Origin of the sequence: Nonomuraea gerenzanensis (assembly GCF_020215645.1) — a bacterium.
Classification (GTDB): Bacteria; Actinomycetota; Actinomycetes; order Streptosporangiales; family Streptosporangiaceae; genus Nonomuraea; species Nonomuraea gerenzanensis.
Window position 1 is genome coordinate 7,009,771 of record NZ_CP084058.1, and the last position, 21,135, is coordinate 7,030,905.

A 21,135-nucleotide genomic window follows, 5' to 3' on the forward strand; every position below is an offset into this window, starting at 1 on the left:
GACGGACATGATCCTGCGCACATCCGGCCGGGCAGCAACGACGATGCCTGCCGCTACCTCAACAGCGAGGCCGCACAGGAAGAGGAGCTGCGTGCGGTGATCAGAAGGCCACGGCCAGAGCCATCGCGGCGGCGGCCTCGTGACGCAGGAGCATGATCAGGAGCGTGGCGACCAGCGTGGCGATGAGCAACCAGCTGATCAAGATGATGACGGTCGTGCGGCGCGGCCGACGACGAGGCGCGCGCTGCCCGTTCGACTTCGCCTCGCTGCGACGAACCCGCTCGTTGAACGACTCAAGCCGAGCGACGAGTCGCGGATCGTCATCGACGAGGTGCTGCTCAATCTGGGCCAGCATCCGCTCCTCGTCCTGCGACCAGGCCATAAGTACCTCCGGAACGCAAGCTCTGTGGCGTCTTCCTGCCCAACCATGAAGATCATTAGCCACCGCCTGACCACTTAATTGCAACCTCTTTTCGGTTTGCGATCAAGCTCGAACTGCTGTTCTAATCATGCCATGCGCTGGGACAACCTCCGCCTGACCGGGCCAGGCCGGGCCGATCCGACCGAGCCGCTCTTCGCCCGCGGCGCGGTGACCCGCACGTTCGACACGCCCGAGTTCAAGGGGATGACCTTCTACGAGATCCGGGCCAGATCCATCATCAACCGGGTCCCCGGCGCCAGCCGCGTCCCGTTCGACTACACGATCAACCCCTACCGGGGCTGCGGCCATCGCTGCATCTACTGCTTCGCCAGGAAGACCCACGAATATCTCGACCTCGACGCCGGCGCGGACTTCGACTCCAAGATCGTCGTCAAGGTCAACGCCGCCGAGCTGGCCCGCAAGGAGCTCGCCTCGCCCCGCTGGGGCGGCCACCACGTGGCCATGGGCACCAACGTCGACTGCTACCAGCGCGCGGAGGGCCGCTACAAGCTGATGCGCGGCATCCTGACCGCGCTGCGCGACGCCGCCAACCCGTTCTCGATCCTCACCAAGGGCACCCTCATCCTGCGCGACCTCGACCTGCTCACCGAGGCCGCCGAGGTGACGGACGTCGGCGCCGACGTCTCGGTCGGCTTCGTCGACGACGACCTGTGGCGCGCCGTCGAGCCCGGCACCCCCAACCCGCACCGCCGCCTCGAAACCTGCGCGACCCTCAACGACAACGGCATCGCCTGCGGCGTCCTGATGGCCCCCGTCCTGCCCTACCTCACCGACTCCCCCGCCCAGCTCGACCGCACGGTCAAGGCCATCGCCGAGGCCGGCGCCACCCACCTCTCCCCCATCGTGCTGCACCTGCGCCCCGGAGCCCGCGAGTGGTGGCTGACCTGGCTGTCGCGCGAGCACCCGCGCCTGGTGCCGCGCTATCTGGAGCTGTACGGGCGCGGTGCGTACGCCCCGAAGTCCTACCAGCAGCGGATCACGACCCTGATCAGAGACCTCGCGGAACGCCACGGAGTCGGCCGGGCCACCCCCGCCATGGCCCGCCGCATCCCACCCCACCGCCCGGCAGCCCCGGCCCAGCCCGAGCAACTCCGGCTCCTCTGACCGCCCCCTCCGAGTGCCGACGCAGGGGCGAGGCGGCTCGGACGGGGTGGTCCCGGGAGCCTGGGGCAAGGCCGTGTGAGCGAGGGCAGCGCCTGAGCTGTCGTGGCGGATCGCGCAGCCGCTTGGGTGAGGTCACCACGAGGAGCCGCCATCGCGGGAGCAAGGCCGCTTCGTGAGGTCACCGCGCCAGCCGCCATGATGGCGTGCCCTCGTCGTGGCGGAGACCTTCGGAGGCCACGGCTCGCGGCACCGCGTCGAGCGAAAAATCGCTGGCCCGGACATGGGGGCCGGTGGCAGGATGGCCGGGCACTGTCGGACCACGATCAAGGAGCTTGGGATGCGGCGCCGCCTCGGAATCTCCCAGCACGGCATCCGCACGAGAGTTTCCCGAGGGCTCCTTGATCAAGCACGTCCTGAACATCGGCATCCTCGCGCACGTAGACGCGGGAAAGACCAGCCTCACTGAGCGACTCCTGTTCGAGACCGGCGTCATCGACCGGCTCGGCAGCGTCGACGGCGGCGACACCCAGACCGACACCGGCGAGATCGAACGCCGCCGCGGCATCACCATCCGCGCCGCCGTGGCCTCCTTCGCCCTGGGTGACCTGCGGGTCAACCTGGTGGACACGCCCGGCCACGCCGACTTCGTGGCCGAGGTGGAGCGCGCGCTCGGCGTACTGGACGGCGCCGTCCTGGTGCTGTCGGCCGTCGAGGGGGTGCAGCCGCACACCCGGGTCCTGATGCGGACTCTGCGCAAGTTGCGCCTGCCGACCCTGATCTTCGTCAACAAGATCGATCGGGCGGGGGCGCGGGAGCACGATCTGCTCGCCGACATCCGGCGCCGCCTCTCGCCGTCGTGCGTCCCGCTCAACACCGTGGACGGTCTCGGCAGCCCGGCCGCCGTCACCCGGCCCGTGACCGATCCGTACGCGGTCGCCGAGGTGCTGGCGGAGCGGGACGACGAGCTGCTGGGGCTGCTCGTGGATGGTCAGACGCCTGAGCAGGGGATGGTGCGGGCGGCGCTGGCGCGGCAGTGTGGGGAGGCGGTGGCTTGTCCGGTGTTGTTCGGCTCGGCGATCACCGGGCAAGGGCTGCCTGAGCTGCTCGATGGGATCGCCGAGCTCTTTCCTGCTGTGCCTCGGGTGGCGGTGGAGGGCGCGTCGGCCACTGGCACGGTGTTCGCGGTCGAGCGGGCTCCTTCGGGGGAGAAGGTGGCGTTTGTGCGGGTTCGGGGCGGGGTCTTGCGGGTGCGGGAGCCGCTGACCTTCTTTCGTGGGCAGCGGCGGAGTGGTGGTGACGGTCCTCGTGCTGGCGGGGGTGCGGGCAGTGGCGGCGCAGGCCGCACCGCCGACCACGCGTACGAGGCCAGGCTGACCGCGCTGTCCGTGGCCGGAGCGCCCCGAGAAGCGCAGGCCGTGGCCGGTGACATCGTCAAGATCTGGGGCGTGCCGGAGATCCGGGTCGGTGACCACCTGGGCGAGCCGGGGCCGGCGAACCAGGCGCACTTCACCCCGCCCAGCCTCGAGACCGTGGTCCGCCCCCGGATCCCAGGCCAGGAGCCCCGCCTGCACGCCGCGCTCCTCGCCATGACCGAGCAGGACCCGCTGATCGGCACCCGGGCGCTGCCCGGCGGCGGCACCTCGGTCCTGCTGTACGGCGAGGTGCAGAAGGAGGTCATCGGTGAGACCCTGGCCAGGGAGTTCGGGGTGGAGGCGGAGTTCGAGCCGAGCCGGCCGGTGTACTTCGAGCGGCCGTCGGGCAGCGGCGAGGCGGTCGAGGAGATCCAGCGTCAGGGCCGCAACGAGTTCATGGCCACGGTCGGCCTGCGTGTCGAGCCCGCGCCCGCGGGGTCGGGGGTCGGTTACCGGCTGGAGGTGGATCTGGGGTCGCTGCCGCTGGCCTTTCATCGGGCGATCGAGGAGAGCGTACGGCTGGCGCTGCGGGAGGGGCCGCATGGGTGGCCGGTGACCGATGTGCTGGTGACGCTGACCAGGACCGGTTACTCGTCGCCGGTCACCACGGCGGGTGACTTTCGGGGGCGGGTGCCGGTCGTGCTGGCGCGGGCGCTGAAGAGGGCGGGCACGGTCGTGTACGAGCCGTGCCACCGTTTCGAGGCGGAGGTGCCGTTGGAGGCGTTCGGGCCGGTGACGGCGCAGCTCGCGGCGCTGGGTGGTGAGGTGCGCGATGCGCGCAGGGAGGGTGAGGGGTGGGTGTTGGAGGGGAAGATTCCGGCGGCGGTGGTGCATGAGGCTGAGCGGCGGCTGCCTGGGTTGTCCCATGGTGAGGGGGTGTGGTGGTCCGAGGCGGCTGGTGACCGACCGCTCCGGTGAGGGGTGTGGTGGTCCGAGGCGGCCGGTGACCGACCGCTCCGATGGGAGCGTGCCACCCCAGCGGCTGGCGACCGGCCGCCTAGATAGGTGGTATGTCGGGTTTCGTCGCTAGATGGGTATTAACGGGCTTGGTGTACCAATCAGGTGCATCTCATCCGTTACAGGGGGGATCTCCAATGGCTGACACGAAGAAGAAACCCGCGTCCAAGTCCGGCAAGTCCAAGAAGCAGGCCATCAAGACCAGCAGGCAGGCCAAGGAGACGAAGCGGGAAGGCCGGAAGGGCACCGACGAAGGCTGAAGCATCGGCCGTGCGACGGTGACGTGATCGGACGGCCGCGGCCCCGCGAGTGCCCCGGCTGTCCGATCGACCAGTGGAGCTGTCATGTCGGCTTACCTGCGTTTCCCCGCCGTCTTCCAGGACGTGGTGGTCTTCGCCGCCGAGGACGACCTGTGGATGGTCTCCGCGCACGGCGGGCGCGCCTTCCGGCTGACCGCGGGGCTGGCCGAGGCCGGTTATCCGCGGATCTCGGAGCGCGGCGAGATGCTCGCGTTCGTCGGGCGCGAGGAGGGCCCGGAAGAGGTGTACGTCATGCCGTCCGGCGGCGGCGCGGCCCGCCGGGTGACCTTCCACGGCGCCCGCTGCACGGTGACCGGGTGGGACCCCGAGGACCGCGTGCTGTACGCCAGTGACCAGTCCCAGCCGTTCGAGGGCCGCAAGTGGCTGCACCGGGTGGCGCCGGGCGGGGTGCCGGAGCGGCTGCCGTACGGGCCGGCGAACTCGATCGCGTACGGGCCGGGGAACATGATCGTGCTGGGCCGCAACACCGCCGACCCGGCGCGGTGGAAGCGTTACCGCGGCGGCACCGTCGGCGACCTGTGGATCGACCCCAGCGGCGACGGCGAGTTCAGGAGGCTGATCAGGCTGCCGGGGAACCTGGCCTCGCCGTGCTGGAGCGATGGCCGGGTGTGCTTCATCTCCGACCACGAGGGCGTCGGCAACGTCTACTCGTGCACCCCCGACGGCCAGGACCTGCGCAAGCACACGCACCACGACGACTACTACGCCCGCAACCTGTCCGGCGACGGCCGGCGGCTGGTCTACCACGCGGGCGCGGACCTGTACCTGCTGGAGCCCGGTGAGCGGCCGCGGCGGCTGGAGGTGCGGCTGGCCAGCTCCAGGACGCAGCGCAACCGCAGGTTCGTCGAGGCGGACGACTACCTCGACAGCGCCACGCTGAGCCCCGACGGCAGCGCGCTGGCGATCACGGCGCGCGGCAAGGCGTACGCGATGGCGAACTGGGAGGGCCCGGTACGCCAGCACGGCTCCCCCGACGGCGTCCGCTACCGCTTCCTGACCTGGCTGAACGACGGCGTCCGGCTCATCGCGGCGGCCAGCGACGACGGCGACGAGGAGAAGCTGGTCATCCTGGAGGGCGGCGAGGGCGGCCCCGGCACGGAGGTGGCCCGCCTGGGCCGGATCAACGACCTGGTGCCCGATCCTGCCCATGACCGGGTCGCGGTCGTCAACCACCGCCACGAGCTGCACCTGCTCGACCTGGAGACCGGGTGCGCCGAGCTGGTGGAGGCGAACCCGCACGGCCCGCCGGAGGACCCGGCCTGGTCGCACGACGGCGAGTGGCTGGCGTACGCGAGCCCGCTCAACGCCCAGACCACCGCGATCAAGCTGTACCACCCCGGAACGGGACGCACGGCGCAGGCCAGCGAGCCGGTGCTGAAGGACTCGGTGCCCGCCTTCGACCCGCAGGGCCGCTACCTGTACTTCGTCGGCCAGCGCGCCTTCTCCCCCGTCTACGACCAGCTCCAGTTCGACCTGGGTTTCCCGCTGGGCACCCGCCCGTACGCGGTGGCGCTGCGCGAGGACGTGCCGGACCCGTTCGTGCCCCGGCCCCGTCCCCTGCACGACAAGGACGACGAAGACGACGAAGAGGAAGAGGAGGACGGCGAGGAGCCGCTGCGGGTGGACGTGGACGGTCTGGCCCGGCGGGTCACCGCGTTCCCGCTGCCCGAGGGCCGCTACGAGCGGGTGGCGGGGCTGAAGGGGAAGGCGCTGATTCTGACCAGCCCGCTGCAGGGGGACGACACGCTGCATCTGTTCGACTTCGCCAAGGGCGAGAGCGAGACGTTCGCCGACGGGGTGAGCGGGTTCGAGCTGGGGCGCGACCACCGGACGCTGCTGTACCGGGCGGGCAACCGGCTGCGCGTGGTGAAGGCGGGCGAGGTGCCGGGCGAGGAGGAGGCGCCCGGGCGGCAGAGCGGGTGGATCGACCTGTCGCGCATCAAGGTGTCGGTCTGCCCGGAGGCGGAGTGGCGGCAGATGTTCAGGGAGGCGTGGCGGCTGCAGCGGGAGAACTTCTGGACCGAGGACATGGCCGGCGTGGACTGGCCGGCCGTGTACGACCGGTACCGGCCGCTGGTGGATCGGGTGACGACCCGGGGCGAGTTCTCCGACCTGCTGTGGGAGCTGCACGGCGAGCTGGCCACCAGCCACGCCTACGAGAGCGGCGGCGAGTACCGCCCCGGCCCCGACTACAGCCAGGGCAAGCTGGGCGTGGACTGGCGGTTGCGTGACGGCGTCTACCACATCGCCGCCATCGTCACGGGCGACCCGTGGGACCCGCTGGCCACCTCGCCGCTGAACCGGCTCGGGCTGGACGTCCGGACGGGCGACGCCGTGCTGGCCATCGACGGCGCCCCCATCGGGGTGGGGACGGCCACCCCCAACGAACGGCTGGTGAACCAGGCCGGCGAGGAGGTCGAGCTGACGCTGCGCCGCGAGGAGCGCGTCTTCACCGTCACCGTGCGGGCGCTGGCCGACGAGCAGCCCGCCCGCTACCGCGACTGGGTGAACCTCAACCGCGCCCAGTGCCACCAGCGCTCCGGCGGCCGGATCGGCTACCTGCACGTGCCCGACATGGGGCCGGACGGGTTCGGCGAGTTCCACCGGGGGTTCCTGGCCGAGTACGACCGGCACGCGCTCATCGTGGACGTGCGCTTCAACGGCGGCGGCCACGTCTCGTCGCTGCTGCTGCAGAAGCTGGCCAGGCGGCGGCTGGGCTACGACTACCCGAGGTGGGGCGACCCGGAGCCGTACCCGCCGGAGTCGCCGCGCGGCCCGCTGGTGGCCGTCACGAACGAGTGGGCGGGCTCCGACGGCGACATCTTCAGCCACACCTTCAAGCTGCTGAGGCTGGGCCCGCTGGTCGGCAGGCGCACGTGGGGTGGCGTGATCGGCATCTGGCCGCGGCACACGCTCGCCGACGGGACGGTGACGACGCAGCCGGAGTTCTCCTTCGCCTTCGACGATGTGGGCTGGCAGGTGGAGAACTACGGCACCGATCCCGACATCGAGGTGGACATCACCCCGCAGGACTACGCCAGAGGCGTGGACACGCAGCTGGAGCGGGCCATCGACGTCGCGCTGGAGCTGCTGGCCGAGCACCCGCCGCATACTCCCGATCCCCGGCATAGGCCGCGCATGCAACCTTGATGACCTTTCTGGCGTCTAAAGATCATAGGTGGGGAAAGTGCATCGGGGATGAACAGAGTGCACTCCGCCGACGGAGAGACAATCGGCCGGTGGTGAGGCAACCGTTCTCACCACCGGCCACGTGTGTTGAGACTGCTTCCGCGACTAAGGGGGATCTTCCAGGTGCGCGCACTGGCACGCAAGGGCAAGTCGGCGATGCGACGGCTCTATCGGGGTTACAACCGGCGCAAGGCGAGCAGCGCCCCGCCGCCGTCGACCCGGCAGGTACGCATCCTCCTGCTGCACGCCTACGGGATGGGCGGCACGATCAGGACCGTGTTCAACCTGGCCAGCTACCTGGCCGAGAACCACGACGTCGAGATCGTCAGCATCCTGAAGGAGGCGGAGGAGCCGTTCTTCCCCATCGACCCGCGCGTCAAGTTCCGCTTCCTGGACGACCGGGTCGATCCCGGGCATGACCCCGTACGCGCGATGTTGTCGAAGCTGCCGAGCAGGCTCATCCCCAAGGAGGAGTCGGCCTACCACCGCTTCAACCTGTGGACCGATCTGAGGCTGGCGCGTTACATCCGCTCGCTCGACACCGGCGTGCTGATGGCCACCCGCCCGGGGCTGAACCTGGCGATGGCCCAGTTAGCCCAGCCCGGGGTGATCACGATCGGGCAGGAGCACGTGGCCCTGCGCACTCAGCCGGAGCCCGTCCAGGAGCTGATCAAGTGGCGTTACCGCCGCCTGGACGCGCTGGTCACGCTCACCAAGGCCGACCTGCGCGACTACCGCGAGACCCTGCCGAAGAAGCCGCGCAGGCTGGCGCGCATCCCCAACGCCGTGCCGCCGATGACGGGCGACATCTCCAAGCTGGACGCCAAGGTGGCCGTGGCGGTCGGCCGGATGACCCGCATCAAGGGCTTCCACCGGCTGATCACCGCCTGGGAGACGGTCGCCGCCGCGCACCCCGACTGGAAGTTGCGCATCTACGGCGCCGGCCCGCAGCACGACAACCTCGCCCAGCAGATCGCCGAGGCGGGCCTGGAGGGCAAGGTCGAGCTGCCGGGGCCCACCACCGACGTGGGGGCCGAGCTGGAGAAGGCGTCGATCTACGTGCTCAGCTCGCGGCACGAGGGCTTCCCCATGACGATCCTGGAGGCGATGGCCAAGGGGCTGGCCATCGTCAGCTTCAACAGCCCGCACGGGCCCAAGGAGATGATCACGAACGAGGTCGACGGGCTGCTGGTCAAGCCGCGCACCAACGCCAACCTCGCCCAGTCGATCATCCGGGTGATCGAGGACGAGCAGCTGCGCCGCAGCCTGGCCGCGCGGGCGCTGGAGACGGCGCGCACGTACGACGTGGACGTCGTCGGGCGGCAGTGGGACGACCTGCTGGACGACCTGCTGGCCCGCCGCGAGGCCAGGTCCCGCCCGGCCGTCACGCCGGAGCAGCCGCCGCCCTGCCCGTGAGCCCTCCTGCGCGCCCCTCCTGTGAGCCCCTTCTGCGAGCCCCTTCTGCGAGCCCCTTCTGCGAGCCGCAGCGTCACACGCCCGTGCCCGTGAGTTCCACGGGCTCGGCGATGACGTCCACGAGTGCGCCGTTGCGGTGCACGGTGATCGGCAGCGGCCGGCCGATCGCCTCGGCGAACATCAGCCGCTGCAGGCTCTGCGCGTCCTCCACCGGGGCGCGCCCGGCGCTCAGCACCAGGTCGCCGGCGCGCAGCCCGGCCTGGTGCGCGGGCGAGCCCGGCACCACCTCGACCACGCGCAGCGCCCCGTTCTGCCCGGTGCGCCGGCGCAGCTCCTCGGGCAGCGGCGCCGGCGAGGTCACCAGCCCCAGGAACGCCCGCCGCACCCGGCCGTCCCTGATCAGCGCCGCGATGATGGAGCGGGTCGTGCCGTTCATCGGCACGGCCAGCCCCACCCCGACCCCGGCGACCGCCGTGTTGATCCCGACCACCCGGGCCCGTGAGTCGGCCAGCGCCCCGCCCGAATTGCCGGGGTTGAGCGCGGCGTCGGTCTGGATGACGTCCTCGATCAGTCGCACGTTGGCACCGCTGCGCGCGGGCAGCGAGCGCCCTAACCCCGACACCACCCCCGCCGTCACCGACCCGGCCAGCCCGAGCGGGTTGCCCACGGCCACCACGAGCTGGCCGACCACGAGCTCGTCGCTGTCGCCCAGCTCGGCGGGCGGCGGCGTGGCCGACTGCGCCCTGATCACCGCCAGGTCCGACAGCGGGTCCCGCCCGATCACCTGGAAGTCGCCGGACGAGCCGTCGGCGAACGCCACGCTGCCGGACCGGGCTGAGCCCACCACGTGCGCGTTGGTCAGCAGGAACCCGTCGGCGGTGAACACCACCGCGGACCCGCTGCCCCGGCGGGTCCGCACGCCGGCCACCTTGGGCAGCAGCTCGGCCGCCACGGACGACACGACCTGAGAGTAGGCGTCGAGGGGGTCCGCCATGGAGTCCTCCTGATGATTACCTGCTTACACGGTAACTCCTCAGGGGCGTGCCTCGTAGACGATGTTGAACGGCGTCTGCGCCACCCGGCGGAACCGGCCGAACCCCGCCTCCGCCGCCAGCCGCCGCACCGGCTCCTCCCCGGCCTGCGCGCCGAGGGCGTAGCCGCCCTCCTGCGACAACGCGTTCGGCACGCACAGGAACGCCGAGAACGCGTAGTAGGCGCGGCCCACCGGGTTGAGGTTCTCGCTCAGCGACGAGCCCGCCGCCGGCTCCACGATCATCCAGGTGCCGTCGCCGGTCAGCTGCCCGCGCACGCGCCGCGCGGCGCCGAGCGGATCGCCCATGTCGTGCAGCGCGTCGAACGTGGTCACCAGGTCGTAGGGCCCGTCGTCGAAGGTCTGCGCGCTGCCCTGCCTGAACGCGACCCGGTCGCCGAGCCCGAGCGACCCGGCCCGCTCGCGGGCCTGCTCCACCGAGGCGCCGTGGTAGTCCCAGCCGACGAACGTGGACGCGGGGAAGGCCCGCGCCATGAGCGTGGTGGACGCGCCGTGCCCGCATCCGACGTCGGCGACCCGGATCCCGGCGCGCAGCCCCGGCTCCACGCCGTCGAGCGCGGGCAGCCAGGAGCCGACCAGGTTCGCGGTGTAGCCGAAGCGGAAGAAGCGCTCGCAGCCGGAGAAGACGTCGGTGTGGTGCTCGTGCCAGCCGAGGCCCTCGCCGGTGCGGAACGCCTCGGTGATCCGCGGCTCCGCCTTCAGCGCGCCGAGGGCGAGCTGGAAGCCGCCCAGCACCGGGCCGTCCGGGTCGGTCAGCGCGTACGCCTGCTCCTCGGTCAGGAAGTAGCGCCCGGTCTCGGCCTCGTACTCGACGTAGCCGCCTGCGGCCTGCCCGCGCAGCCACTCCTCGACGTAACGCGGCGCCGTGCCCGTGCGGTCGGCCAGTTCCTTCGGCAGCTGCGGCTTGTCGGCGAGCGCCTGGAAAAGGCCGAGCCGATCGCCGATCAGGACACCGCCGGCCGCCATGGTGGCGCCGACGTCGCTGACGAACCTGCCGAGGAACTGCATCAGTCGTTCTTCGTTCATCGCTGTGAACTCCCCTGTCGCGTGCTGGTTCAGTGAGATGCGGTGCCGCGGACCGCCCACGCTGCGGCCGTCAGCGGGATGGAGCCGTCCGCGGCGGTGGGCAGGCGGGCGCGGAGCGACTCCCGCAGGGCGCTCCGGTGCTCCTGCGTGAGGGACGTGACGTAGCCGGGCGCCGGTCCTTGGCCGCCCAGGAACGGCCGCCAGTAGTCGTCGAAGCCGGTGAACGTGGTGGCCGTGCCGATGGCCAGGACCGTCACGCCGTCCAGCCCCGCGTCCGTCCACAGCTCACGCAGCCGGTCCGGCCGGCACAGCGGGAAGCGGCGTCCCTCGTCCAGCTCGGCCGCCGCCGGGTCGAGCGCGGTGGCCGCGTCCCAGAAGTGCCGGATCAGCCGCATGCCGCCCGCGTAATCCCACACGTAGGCGGCGACGGTGCCGCCCCGTGCGGCGACCCTGACCGACTCGGCCACGGCGCGGGCCGGCTCAGGGACGAAGTTGAGGGCCAGGCCGCTGACCACGGCCTCGAAGCGGTGTGCCGGCCAGGGAAGCGCCCGCATGTCACCGGTGCGGAAGGTGACGCGCGGGTCGGTGACGCGGGTGCGGGCCGTGGCCAGGAACCCCTCCGAGGTGTCCAGGCCGACGAGCCGCGCGGGGTCCGCCGTGGCGAGGATCGCCGTGGTCAGCGCTCCCGTGCCGCAGCCCGCGTCCAGCCATCGCCCGCCGGCCGGGAGGCCCAGCCAGCGGACGAAGACCTCGGCGACGGGCCGGCTCCAGCGGCCGACGTACGCCTCGTAGGCGTCGCCGGTGTTCCAGATCTCCGTGGCCATCACGCCCCCCTCTTCCTGGGGGCGTGACATTCCGTTCCATCGGGCGGGGCCGGGTCACCGGCCGCGCCGGGACGGGCCCGCTAGCGCGCCGTCACGCTGCGGGCGACGGCCTGGGCGGAGGCCCAGATGAGGCCGGCGTGCGCGGCGGGCGCCTGGGCGGTGATGACGAGCGCGCGCCCCGCCCCGAACGGCACCAGGTGGTGGGACTGCCGCCAGCTCTCCCCCTCGTGCCGGTACGCCAGGTCCACCGACGACAGCTCGGGATCATGCTGCTCCGACAGCATCGTCTGGCCGGGCCCCGCCAGCTCGACGAGCGGCGGGATACGGCCGCGGTCCAGCGGGCCCTGCGGGTAGATGAGGCATTCGTCCGGCCCCCACAGGTAGAACGGCGTGGAGTCGCCGGTGGGCGCGGACTCGATGGCGAAGGCGTCCGGCCAGATCACCGAGTACTGCGAGGTCTCGATCCGCCAGACCCGCTCCTCGGGCCCCGGCAGCACGTCCACGACCTGCTCCACGGTGCGCGCGTCGGTCACGTCGACGGTCGCGGTGCGGGTCGACTCGCCCGCTCCCTGGATGACGGTCACGACGTCGGGGGTGTCGGGGGAACGCTCGAATCCGTAGGGCCACCAGGGCACCAATGTCACTCCGTGCCCAGCCAGCCGCGCAAGCACATGACCCACGTGTCGTCCCTCCCGCCGGTGATCATACTGCCTGGGCCAGCGCCGCCCCGCAGAAGGCCGCACCCAGCCCGGCCACCACGGAGGCCACCGCGTTGGCGACCGCGTGGAAGCGAGCGCCCTCCTCCACGAGCCGCACCGTCTCGTACCCCAGGGTCGAGTACGTCGTCAGCGCCCCGCAGAAGCCTGTGCCCGCCAGCGCCATCGCCCACCCCTGCGCAGGTAGCGCGGCCAGGAAACCCAGCAGCGCCGAGCCGGCGACGTTGACCGTCAGCGTCCCCCAGGGGAAGACGGTGTCGTGCCGCGCCTGCACGGCCCGGTCCGCCAGGTAGCGCAGCGGCGCCCCGACCGCCGCCCCCAGCACGACGAGCAACACCGTCACCGCGCTCCCACCACCGCTTCCAACACCGCTTCCAACACCGCTTCCAGCACGTCGGGCGCTGTCACCGTGCGGCCGCTCTCGCCCAGGCGGCGGCGCGCCGGGTCAGCCACATGCCGGCCGCCACGGCCGCGAGCGCCGCCAGCATGGTCGCGGCCAGGTAGACCAGCCCGGTCACCGGCGCGCCCGCCGCGACGGCACGCCGCACGTCCACCGCGTAGGTGGAGAACGTCGTGTACCCGCCCAGCACCCCCACCCCCAGGAACGGCCGCACCAGCCGGTGGGCCCGGCGCACCTCGGTGATCACCACCATGAGCACCCCGATGAGCAGACAGCCCGACACGTTGACCAGGAACGTCGCCCACGGAAAGTCGGCGGGGCCGTTCGGCAGCGCCGTCTGCGCGCCGAACCTGGCCAGGGCGCCGAGCGCCCCGCCGGCCGCGATCGCGGCGAGCACCGGCCCAAGCGGCTCGGCCCGCTGCGCCGGCACGTGCAGATCGACATCCGGATCGATGGGACGATCAGTCATACCGGGCACGTTACCTCTAGGTACAAGGAGGTAACGTGCCCGCCCGGGTAGCAGCTCATACCGGGCGTGTGAACCGAGCGGCGGCGGGGGGCGGCGGGGCGGCGCGCCGCGCAGCAGTAGCGGCCTGCCAGGAGGCGGCGATCTGCTCGGCGCTGGCCTTTCGCCACCAGATCTCCCTCCAGGGGCGATGCAGCAGTGGCTTGGCGGCCGCCATCGGGCCGCCGGGGCAGAAGGTCTCCAGCCGGGCCGACCACATCGCCATCACCCCGGCCGCCTCGGCGGCCGCGCTGGCCCAGGCGGCCGTGTCGTCGAGGGGGATCGCCGCCATCTGCTCACGGGCCCGGGCGATGGCACGGACGGCCCGCGCCCATTCCGGCTCGCCGAACCGGTCCCGGTCGCCCGCCCTGCTCACCTCGATCGCGATAGCACTGGCCGGGCGTGCTGGTGCCCGCATGGCAGGCCTGGCCGGCGTGCCGGTCAGCAGATCCACGCTGCTACGGATCCTGCGGGCGCTGCCCGATCCCGAGATAGGGCAGGTCACCGTGTTGGGCGTCGACGACTTCGCCAAAAAGCGCGGACACTCTTACGGCACCGTCCTGGTGGACATGGACATATACCGTCCCATCGATGATGACCTGGCCGCGTGGCTGAAGGACCATCCCGGGGTGCAGGTGATCTGCCGAGATCGGGCCGGCTCCTACGCCGACGGCGCCCGTGAGGGCGCGCCCGACGCCATCCAAGTCGCTGATCGCTTCCACCTGTGGCAAAACCTCGCCACGGCACTGGAGAAGACGATCCGTGCGCACCGATCCTGCCTCCAGGAAGTCTCCGGCCAAGACGCTCCGATCAGAGATGACCTCGGCAGCGGGACCGAATCCGTCCAGGAACCCGTCCAGCGGCCAAGACCCTGGACTCCTACGGCAACGAACGGCCGATGGTGGCGCGGACACACGAACGCTACGCCCAAGTCCAGGAGCTGAGGGCCAAAGGTCTCCTGGCCCCCGACCTTCGCCCGCCCAGCAAGCTGGATGAATTCAAGCCCTACCTCACCCGCCGGTGGAACGAGGGCTGCAGCAACGCCGTCCAGCTCTATGCCGAGATCAAGCTCAGGGATTCACCGGCAGCCGCCGTGCCGTCCAAGGCGGGCTCCAGCCACTGCGCGGATACCAGGAAGTACAGCAAGAACCATGTCCACCGCCCGAACCCCGCCGCGTCACCGGCTGGCTCATGACCCATCCCGACCGGTTGGACACCGAGGAGAAGACGAGACTCGAACAAATCCTGGCCCGCTGCCCCGAACTCATGAACACCGCCGAGCTGGTCCGCAGCTTCGCCGCGACGATGACCAACCGCGACGGCCACCTGCTCGACGACTGGATCGCCGCCGCCGATACCGGAGCCTCGCCTTACCTGGCCACTTTCGCCACCGGCCTGCGACGCGACCACGCCGCAGTGCAGGCCGGGCTGACACTCGATCACAACAGCGGGGCAGTCGAAGAACCGTCAACAAAATCAAATCTTTGAAGCGGCAGATGTTCGGCCGCGCGAACTTCGACCTTCTACGGGCCCGCGTCCTCCGCTACTCCTGACACCCTGCACGTTCTGTCACCGAGATCATCGAGAGGGAGCCGGAGCCGGTTCTCGGCAGTGGCTCGCGACAAGTTGGTGGTCAGTGAGGGTGACACTCCGTTACTGCGCTTCTGGAGGCGCAGCCGGGCGGTGCGCGGCAGGGAAGCCCGTCTCGCGGTGCGTGTGTGTCGACCGGTGCGCTGGGTCGGTGGTCGAGACTGAAGCGGGCGTGCCACCGGCCCCAAGGAGATCCACTGGATCGAGGGTGCCAGCCACGTGGACCTCGAGGACAAGAAGGAGCACATCGACGCCACCGTGGACAAGCTCACCGGCTTCTTCACCGCCCACCTCACCAACGGTTGAGGAGCATGCCGCTCCGGGCTACCGGATGGCCGGCTCCAGGACTCGTGATGGTGCAGCTCGCCCGCCGGGATCTCGGTGTGGAGGCGCTTTCGCATCCCGGCGGCGTCGGTATTTCCTCAGGCAGGGTGATCTCCGGCGATCGGCTGGAGCATACCGGTCGTTCTCCGAGGTGCTAGCCGACCGGGCCCGAGGCGCGGAAGGTGCGCCGGTACGCCGATGGCGCCACGCCGGCCTCCGCCGCCAGGTGCCGCCGCAGGGAGGTGGCGGTGGCGAAGCCGACCTCGTGGGCGACCCGCTCCACCGGCAGGTCGCTGGACTCCAGCAGATGCCGCGCCCGCCGCAGCCGCTGCTGGGTCAGCCAGCGGCCGGGGCTCAGCCCGGTCTCCTGCCGGAAGCGCCGGGCGAAGGTGCGGGTGCTCATCGCCGCGTGCGCGGCCATCTCCTCCAGCGACAGGGGCAGCTCCAGCCGCTGCAACGCCCAGTCGCGGGTCGGCCCCGTGCCGGTCTCGCTCGCCGGTGGCAGCGGCCGTTCGATGTACTGGGCCTGACCGCCGTCCCGGTACGAGGGCACGACGCAGGACCTGGCGACCTGGTTGGCCACCTCCGCGCCGTGGTCCTGGCGTACCAGGTGCAGGCAGACGTCCACCCCGCTCGCCGCCCCCGCCGAGGTCAGCACGTCGCCGTCGTCCACGAACAGCACTCCGGCATCCAGCTCGACCTGCGGAAACAGCTCCTGGAAGACGTCGGTGAGCGCCCAGTGGGTGGTGGCCCGCCGCCCCTCCAGGAGACCGGCGGCGGCCAGCAGGAAGGCGCCGGTGCAGATGGACACCAGGCGGGTGCCGGGACGTACGCGGGCCAGGGCGGCCAGAGCCCGCGGGTCGGGGGACAGGGCAGAGTCGCGGGAGAGCGCGTACGGCGGGATGACCACGGTGTCCGCCTCGGCCAGCACCTCGGGGCCGTGGGCGGGGGTGATGACGAAATCGGAGTCGGTGCGTACGGGCTGGCCGTCCACGCTCGCGCTCACCACCTCGTAACGGCCGCTGGCGGAACCCAGGATGCGGTGCGGAATGCCCAGCTCGAAGGGGTAGACGCCGTCGAGGGCGAGGACGACGACCTTGTGGGAGGACATGGCAAGAATGTATCGGAGGATGACCTTCTTGCCATCGCCCGGGGCGTGACCGTACGGCCAGGATCGAGGCATGACTTCGACGAACGTTCCGAAGATGCTTGCCTTGCACCAGACCGAACTCGGCGGACCGGAGGTGTTGCGGCTGACTGAGCTGCCACGGCCCGTGCCTCGCGTCGGGGAGATCCTGGTTGCGGTGCACGCCGCCGGACTCAACCCCACAGACTTCAAGCACCGCGCCCGGCGCATCTTCCTGCCGCCCCCGCCGCTGACCCTCGGCTGGGACGTCTCCGGCACCGTGGTCGAGACGGGCCCGGGCGTCACCCTTTTCCAGCCCGGTGACGAGGTGTTCGGCATGTTGCCCTACCCGCACGGAGCCGGCTCCCACGCCGAGTACGTGACCGGCCCCGCCCGCGCCTTCGCCGCCAAGCCCGCCGGGATCGACCACGTGCACGCCGCCGCCCTGCCACTGGCGGCGCTCACCACCTGGCAGGCCCTCGCCGAGACCGCGGGTCTGCGGGAAGGGCAGCGGGTGCTGATTCACGCAGCGGCGGGCGGGGTGGGGCATCTCGCCGTACAGATCGCCAAGGAGCGCGGCGCCCACGTCACCGGTACGGCCAGCGCCCCCAAACACGACTTCCTGCGCGAACTCGGCGCGGACGCCTGCATCGACCACCGCACCGAGGACTTCACCGACGCCGGCGAGCGCTACGACGTCGTCCTCGACGCCCTCGGCGGGGAGACCGCCACCCGCTCCGTGGACGTGCTCCGCCCCGGCGGCGTCCTCGTCTCCCTCGTGCCGGGCGCCGAGGACACCCCGGCAGCGGCGGAGAAGGCGCGGGTCCGGGCCATCGTCATGATCGTCGAGCACGACCAGGCCGGCATGCGCGCCATCGCCGACCTCGTCGAACGCGGCAGGCTCCGCGCCCACGTCTCCGGCACCTTCCCCCTCGCGGAAGGCGCACGGGCCCACGAACTGGGGGAGACGGGGCGTACCACCGGCAAACTGGTGCTCACCGTGCGCTGAGGTGCTCTCGGACTTCTCGATCGCCTCGCAGGACCCTCCCGGATCCTCCCCCTCGCCTGACCACCGGCGACGTCCTGCGAGGCGCCGTCATCCACACCAACCTCGAGCGGCCCGGCCGCATCAAGTGCGCCAAATCCATTTACCGCCGGAACTCACACTCTGCTACCGACATCAGCGTCGCGGGACCGGGGCACTCTCCTGCGGCTCAACAGCGAACGACAACGGATAACAGTCGGCCCGACACCGGTGTCAGCAAGATCCCTCACTCTTCGTAACCTCTGGGCCGTTGCGGGACTTTGAGCGCTGAAGGTTCAGGTTCGGGACGATCCTGTAGGGAGTAGGCCGAGTCCGGCTGCGAACCGATCACAGGTCTCCCGCATCCGGTACCAGTTGCCGCGCATCTCGGGGACTCCTCCGTCCTGCCTCGCGAGGGTGGCCACCAGGCGCACGTGGTCGCAGGCGTGCCGAAGTGCGATCCATCGGCAGGGTGCGCCGCGCGGCCGGGATCCGCCGCAGAAGTCGTCAATCCGCGAACGCCGCCGTGTATGACGCCACACATGTCTCCGGCGTGGCACGTGACGCCACGACCTGACCGTCGATGGTCAGCGGCGGGTTGAACGGCACGTGGAGCACCCGGCCGGCGCGGGGGCCGGTCAGTTGCTCAGCCGGCATCAGCGTCCAGCCCGCAGGGTCGCGGCCGACCTCGTACAGCACGTTGAGCAGGTCTCCGGCGGGAGGCCGTGGTGGCGGCGAAGCCAGCATGGCGAGGATCGCGTCGTGCAGCGGAGGGTCACCGTCGCGGGCGGGGAGCCGCAGGCCGTGCGGGTCGAGGTCGTGCAGACTGACCGTGGGCTTGTCGGCGGCGGGGTGGCTGCTGGACAGCACCGCGTGCAGGGGCTCGGACCAGGCGCGGACCACCGTCAGCGCCGGGGCGGTGACCGCGCCGCGGACCAGCGCCAGATCCAGCTCGCCGTCGCGGACGGCGTCGAGGCGCGCGGTCACCGGCAGGTCGATCAGGATCGGCTCGGCGGGGCGTTCGCTGTCGCGCAGGCGAGCCAGGGCGCGCTCCAGCCGTTGGGTGAGGCAGGACGCCACCCCGATCCGCAGCGCGGCTGCCGGTTCGCCGGCCACCACCCGGACGCGCGCCGCCGCGGCCAGGGTCTCCCGGGCCGCGGCGAGCACCCGTTCGCCGGCCGGGGTGAGTCGCACCTTGCGTGAGGTGCGGTCGAGCAGGCGCACGCCGAGCTCGCGTTCGAGCCGGGTGATCTGCTGGCTCACCGCCGGCTGCACGATCCGCAGCCGTTGCGCCGCGCGTCCGAAGTGAAGCTCCTCGGCGACGGTCACGAAGTAGTGCAGGGCCCTCAGTTCCATTCCTTCTGATCTATCACATGATGTGATCGTTGCGGGTGGTGTGTGGCCATTGTTCGCGCAGCTCACTCCGGCTGTGATGGGTGACGGCCCGCCCGGCGCGGGCCTGGACATGAGCTGTCGCGACATCTGGAATCACCCGAACGGAGACAAGAAGTGAGCACAGTCACTCTCGGCATCATCGGCACCGGAATGGTCGGCGCGGGAGTCGCCCGCCGGGCCGTGGACGCCGGCCTCGACGTCATTCTGAGCAACTCGCGCGGTCCGCGGACGCTGGCCGGGCTCGTCTCCGAGTTGGGCCGGCAAGCCCGCGCGGCCACTGTGGCGGAGGCGGCGCGCGAGTCCGACCTGGTCCTCGCGTCCCTGCCGCTGGCCGCCCGCGAGCGGCTGCCCCGCGCGGAACTCGCCGGGAAGACCGTGATCGACCCGATGAACTACGCGCCGAAGCCCGGGTGGAGGATCCCGGAGCTCGACAGCGACGAGCTGACCTCCAGCGAGCTGGTGCAGCGCCACCTCGCCGGCGCCCGGGTGGTGAAGGCGTTGCACAACATCGGCCCCAAGCAGGTGCTGGAGCTGTTCCGCCCGGCCGGCGCCCCCGACCGCACCGCGCTGCCGCTGTCCGGCGACGACCCGGCCGCCAAGAAGGAGGTGCAGGACCTGCTGGACATCCTCGGCTTCGACGCGGTGGATCTCGGCTCGCTGGCCGACAGCTGGCGCAGCGGACCCAACACCCCGCTGTACGCCTTCCCGTACGTGGGGCAGCCGCCGTCCGGTCTGACCGTGCACGAACTGGTGGCCTGGGTCCAGGCTGCACCCGGTGTGCCCGTATCCGCCGCCAGGGTCAAGGAACTGGCCGCCGTTACGGTGCGTGGGCCTGCCGGTTTCGAGATGTAGCGGCTGACAGGTGAACCACGGGCAGCACCAGGGCGGCCTGCTCGTCGTGGATGCGTGGCCGTGGCTGCGCCCGGAGGCGCCTCAGGGGGAAGGCCGGTCAACCGCTCGGTCAGTTCCAGCAGCAGGCTCGTCCGGTCGGTGAAGTGCAGGTACAGAGCCTGCCGGGAGACGCCGGCCCGCTTGGCGATCTCGTCCATCGACAGCCCCACGAGCCGATGGATGAGCGGGCTGGGACGGTGCCGCTCGTGGCTGACCAGGCTGACGTGTTCGACACTGTCGGATACGTCACGATGCCGGTCGTCCTGCTGCTGCTACTGCTGCTGCTGCTGCTGCCAAGATCAAAGTGTGCGTGAGCACTTCCTCGCGATTCGGTTATCAAGAGGTAGATCGGGCCTCCATAATCGCCTCTCAGCGCTTGGTTATGGATCTTGACTACGGACTTGTGTGCATGTGCTGCCCGGTCGCCTAAAGTGCCGCCACGATAGGAAGCGTGGTTGCGGGACAGGCAGGCGGATCGCGGCCGCGGACGATCGGCGTCGCGGTGGCTGTCGTGGTGGCGGTGTCGCTGTGGCAGTCCCGCACCGGCCCCCGGCCCTCCCCACCGGCCGTTGACCCCGCCGTTGACCCCGCCGACGCCCCCGCTGTCGATCCCGCTGTCGCTCCCGCAGAGCAGGGCGAGCGGCGCGGCCATCCCGCACCACCGGGGTCCGGCCGCGCTGTGACCAGGTCTTCGCGTGCGGCGGCGTCATGGAGAATCCGGCTTCGTCCTCGAAGACGAGCCAGGGCCCACGGGCCGCCGCGAGTCTTCCGCGCAGGGCCACACCTCCTTGACCCACCCGGCCACCACCCCGTCGTCCCGCTCCATCGCCCGTCGGGCCGGGACCTTCCAGGACCAGCCGTTACGCGCCAGCAGTTTCCGCACGCCCTGGATCGTGTAGGCATGTGAAAGCGCCGACCGATCACCGTCTTGATCCGCGCCAGTGTCCAGCGCTGGTCCTCCCAGCCGTGCGCGGTCGGCCCCTTGGCCAGCTCCGCCTCCAGCTGCGCGAACTGCTCCTGGCCCAACCTCGGCAGCGATGTCGGCCCCCGCGACCGCAGGGCCCGCGGACCGCCCTGCCCCCACTTCTGCCGCCACCGTTGTACCGAGCGGACGTTGACGCGCAGGGCCTTGGCGATGACCGAGGTGATGACCGAGCTCGCCTCGCCCTGGGCGAACCGCTCGGCCGCCTTGAGCCGTAACTCCTCGCGGAACTGCTGCCGTTCGGCAGTCAGCCCGCCTCCTTGTGGATATCGCCTGCTCCGGTGATACCGCACGGACGACAAGCCATCAGCCCTACGACACCACGAGTTCAACCTCAGGTAGTGCCGGGGGGCCAAAGGCACCACGGGCCCGCCAGTTGATGCTGGCGGGCCCGTGGTGAGCTCCACATCTGCGCGCTCAGCGTGGTCGGGAGGGTGCATA

21 protein-coding genes and 2 pseudogenes are annotated in these 21,135 nt (G+C 71.2%); 10 read left to right on the plus strand and 13 right to left on the minus strand.

Annotated elements, in window-relative coordinates:
* Window positions 1-100 precede the first annotated feature (100 nt).
* Window positions 101-382 carry a DUF3040 domain-containing protein gene (locus tag LCN96_RS32725; RefSeq protein WP_225266287.1) on the minus strand — a complete coding sequence of 94 codons (282 nt, stop codon included), beginning with the start codon at window positions 380-382 and terminating at the stop codon, window positions 101-103.
* Between the two features lie 132 nt (window positions 383-514).
* Here LCN96_RS32725 and LCN96_RS32730 point away from each other — a divergent pair, with 132 nt between their 5' ends.
* The 5 genes from LCN96_RS32730 to LCN96_RS32745 all read left to right on the plus strand — a co-directional run bounded on the left by LCN96_RS32730 (window position 515) and on the right by LCN96_RS32745 (window position 8,840).
* Window positions 515-1,546 (plus strand): Rv2578c family radical SAM protein, encoded by a 1,032-nt coding sequence (locus tag LCN96_RS32730; protein ID WP_225266288.1) that lies wholly within the window; start codon window positions 515-517, stop codon window positions 1,544-1,546.
* 398 nt (window positions 1,547-1,944) lie between these two features.
* Window positions 1,945-3,876, plus strand: a complete 1,932-nt coding sequence (locus LCN96_RS32735) for an elongation factor G (RefSeq protein WP_225266289.1) — start codon at window positions 1,945-1,947, stop codon at window positions 3,874-3,876.
* A 176-nt stretch (window positions 3,877-4,052) separates the two neighbouring features.
* Entirely contained in the window at window positions 4,053-4,175 is a 123-nt protein-coding gene (locus tag LCN96_RS56795; RefSeq protein WP_263657347.1) for a hypothetical protein, read from the plus strand.
* A gap of 84 nt (window positions 4,176-4,259) precedes the next feature.
* Window positions 4,260-7,385 carry a S41 family peptidase gene (locus LCN96_RS32740; protein ID WP_225266290.1) on the plus strand — a complete coding sequence of 1,042 codons (3,126 nt, stop codon included), beginning with the start codon at window positions 4,260-4,262 and terminating at the stop codon, window positions 7,383-7,385.
* 162 nt (window positions 7,386-7,547) lie between these two features.
* The gene (locus LCN96_RS32745; protein ID WP_225266291.1) at window positions 7,548-8,840 is read left to right on the plus strand and encodes a glycosyltransferase family 4 protein; all 1,293 of its coding nucleotides are present in this window, start codon (window positions 7,548-7,550) and stop codon (window positions 8,838-8,840) included.
* 73 nt (window positions 8,841-8,913) lie between these two features.
* Here LCN96_RS32745 and LCN96_RS32750 read toward each other — a convergent pair whose 3' ends face one another.
* From LCN96_RS32750 to LCN96_RS32780, 7 genes are all read right to left on the minus strand, one after another.
* Complete coding sequence (locus LCN96_RS32750; protein ID WP_225266292.1) at window positions 8,914-9,834, minus strand: S1C family serine protease; 921 nt, start codon at window positions 9,832-9,834, stop codon at window positions 8,914-8,916.
* Window positions 9,835-9,873: 39 nt separating this feature from the next.
* Complete coding sequence (locus LCN96_RS32755) at window positions 9,874-10,917, minus strand: class I SAM-dependent methyltransferase (protein WP_225266293.1); 1,044 nt, start codon at window positions 10,915-10,917, stop codon at window positions 9,874-9,876.
* A gap of 29 nt (window positions 10,918-10,946) precedes the next feature.
* Window positions 10,947-11,741 (minus strand): class I SAM-dependent methyltransferase, encoded by a 795-nt coding sequence (locus LCN96_RS32760; protein WP_225266294.1) that lies wholly within the window; start codon window positions 11,739-11,741, stop codon window positions 10,947-10,949.
* 80 nt (window positions 11,742-11,821) lie between these two features.
* Window positions 11,822-12,376: a hypothetical protein gene (locus LCN96_RS32765; RefSeq protein WP_225266295.1), complete on the minus strand. Its 555-nt coding sequence runs from the start codon at window positions 12,374-12,376 to the stop codon at window positions 11,822-11,824.
* 67 nt (window positions 12,377-12,443) lie between these two features.
* On the minus strand, window positions 12,444-12,800 hold the full coding sequence (gene crcB, locus LCN96_RS32770) for a fluoride efflux transporter CrcB (protein WP_225266296.1): 357 nt from the start codon (window positions 12,798-12,800) through the stop codon (window positions 12,444-12,446).
* Between the two features lie 61 nt (window positions 12,801-12,861).
* On the minus strand, window positions 12,862-13,326 hold the full coding sequence (gene crcB, locus LCN96_RS32775; protein ID WP_225266297.1) for a fluoride efflux transporter CrcB: 465 nt from the start codon (window positions 13,324-13,326) through the stop codon (window positions 12,862-12,864).
* A 55-nt stretch (window positions 13,327-13,381) separates the two neighbouring features.
* Complete coding sequence (locus LCN96_RS32780) at window positions 13,382-13,738, minus strand: hypothetical protein (protein WP_225266298.1); 357 nt, start codon at window positions 13,736-13,738, stop codon at window positions 13,382-13,384.
* Window positions 13,739-13,778: 40 nt separating this feature from the next.
* Here LCN96_RS32780 and LCN96_RS32785 point away from each other — a divergent pair, with 40 nt between their 5' ends.
* The gene (locus tag LCN96_RS32785; RefSeq protein WP_225266299.1) at window positions 13,779-14,306 is read left to right on the plus strand and encodes a transposase; all 528 of its coding nucleotides are present in this window, start codon (window positions 13,779-13,781) and stop codon (window positions 14,304-14,306) included.
* Window positions 14,307-14,553: 247 nt separating this feature from the next.
* The gene (locus LCN96_RS32790) at window positions 14,554-14,850 is read left to right on the plus strand and encodes a hypothetical protein (RefSeq protein ID WP_225266300.1); all 297 of its coding nucleotides are present in this window, start codon (window positions 14,554-14,556) and stop codon (window positions 14,848-14,850) included.
* Between the two features lie 580 nt (window positions 14,851-15,430).
* Here the strand turns inward: LCN96_RS32790 and LCN96_RS32795 are convergent.
* Entirely contained in the window at window positions 15,431-16,387 is a 957-nt protein-coding gene (locus LCN96_RS32795) for a GlxA family transcriptional regulator (protein ID WP_225266301.1), read from the minus strand.
* Window positions 16,388-16,481: 94 nt separating this feature from the next.
* Between LCN96_RS32795 and LCN96_RS32800 the strand changes: the two genes are divergently transcribed.
* The gene (locus tag LCN96_RS32800; protein WP_225266302.1) at window positions 16,482-17,411 is read left to right on the plus strand and encodes an NADP-dependent oxidoreductase; all 930 of its coding nucleotides are present in this window, start codon (window positions 16,482-16,484) and stop codon (window positions 17,409-17,411) included.
* Between the two features lie 522 nt (window positions 17,412-17,933).
* Here LCN96_RS32800 and LCN96_RS32805 read toward each other — a convergent pair.
* Window positions 17,934-18,782: a LysR family transcriptional regulator gene (locus LCN96_RS32805; protein WP_311131969.1), complete on the minus strand. Its 849-nt coding sequence runs from the start codon at window positions 18,780-18,782 to the stop codon at window positions 17,934-17,936.
* Window positions 18,783-18,908: 126 nt separating this feature from the next.
* Here LCN96_RS32805 and LCN96_RS57500 point away from each other — a divergent pair.
* A pseudogene (locus LCN96_RS57500) lies at window positions 18,909-19,205 on the plus strand (NAD(P)-binding domain-containing protein); the annotation flags it as partial.
* An 8-nt stretch (window positions 19,206-19,213) separates the two neighbouring features.
* Here LCN96_RS57500 and LCN96_RS57505 read toward each other — a convergent pair.
* Entirely contained in the window at window positions 19,214-19,870 is a 657-nt protein-coding gene (locus LCN96_RS57505) for a TetR/AcrR family transcriptional regulator (RefSeq protein ID WP_225276106.1), read from the minus strand.
* Between LCN96_RS57505 and LCN96_RS32825 the strand changes: the two genes are divergently transcribed.
* Window positions 19,817-20,026 carry a hypothetical protein gene (locus LCN96_RS32825; protein WP_225266303.1) on the plus strand — a complete coding sequence of 70 codons (210 nt, stop codon included), beginning with the start codon at window positions 19,817-19,819 and terminating at the stop codon, window positions 20,024-20,026. The genes LCN96_RS57505 and LCN96_RS32825 overlap by 54 nt on opposite strands.
* 392 nt (window positions 20,027-20,418) lie before the next feature.
* Here LCN96_RS32825 and LCN96_RS57510 read toward each other — a convergent pair whose 3' ends face one another.
* Window positions 20,419-20,808: a helix-turn-helix domain-containing protein gene (locus LCN96_RS57510; protein ID WP_404823886.1), complete on the minus strand. Its 390-nt coding sequence runs from the start codon at window positions 20,806-20,808 to the stop codon at window positions 20,419-20,421.
* Window positions 20,772-21,134: pseudogene (locus LCN96_RS57515) on the minus strand (helix-turn-helix domain-containing protein); the annotation flags it as partial. The gene LCN96_RS57510 and the pseudogene LCN96_RS57515, both read right to left, overlap by 37 nt.
* Window position 21,135: the final 1 nt, after the last annotated feature.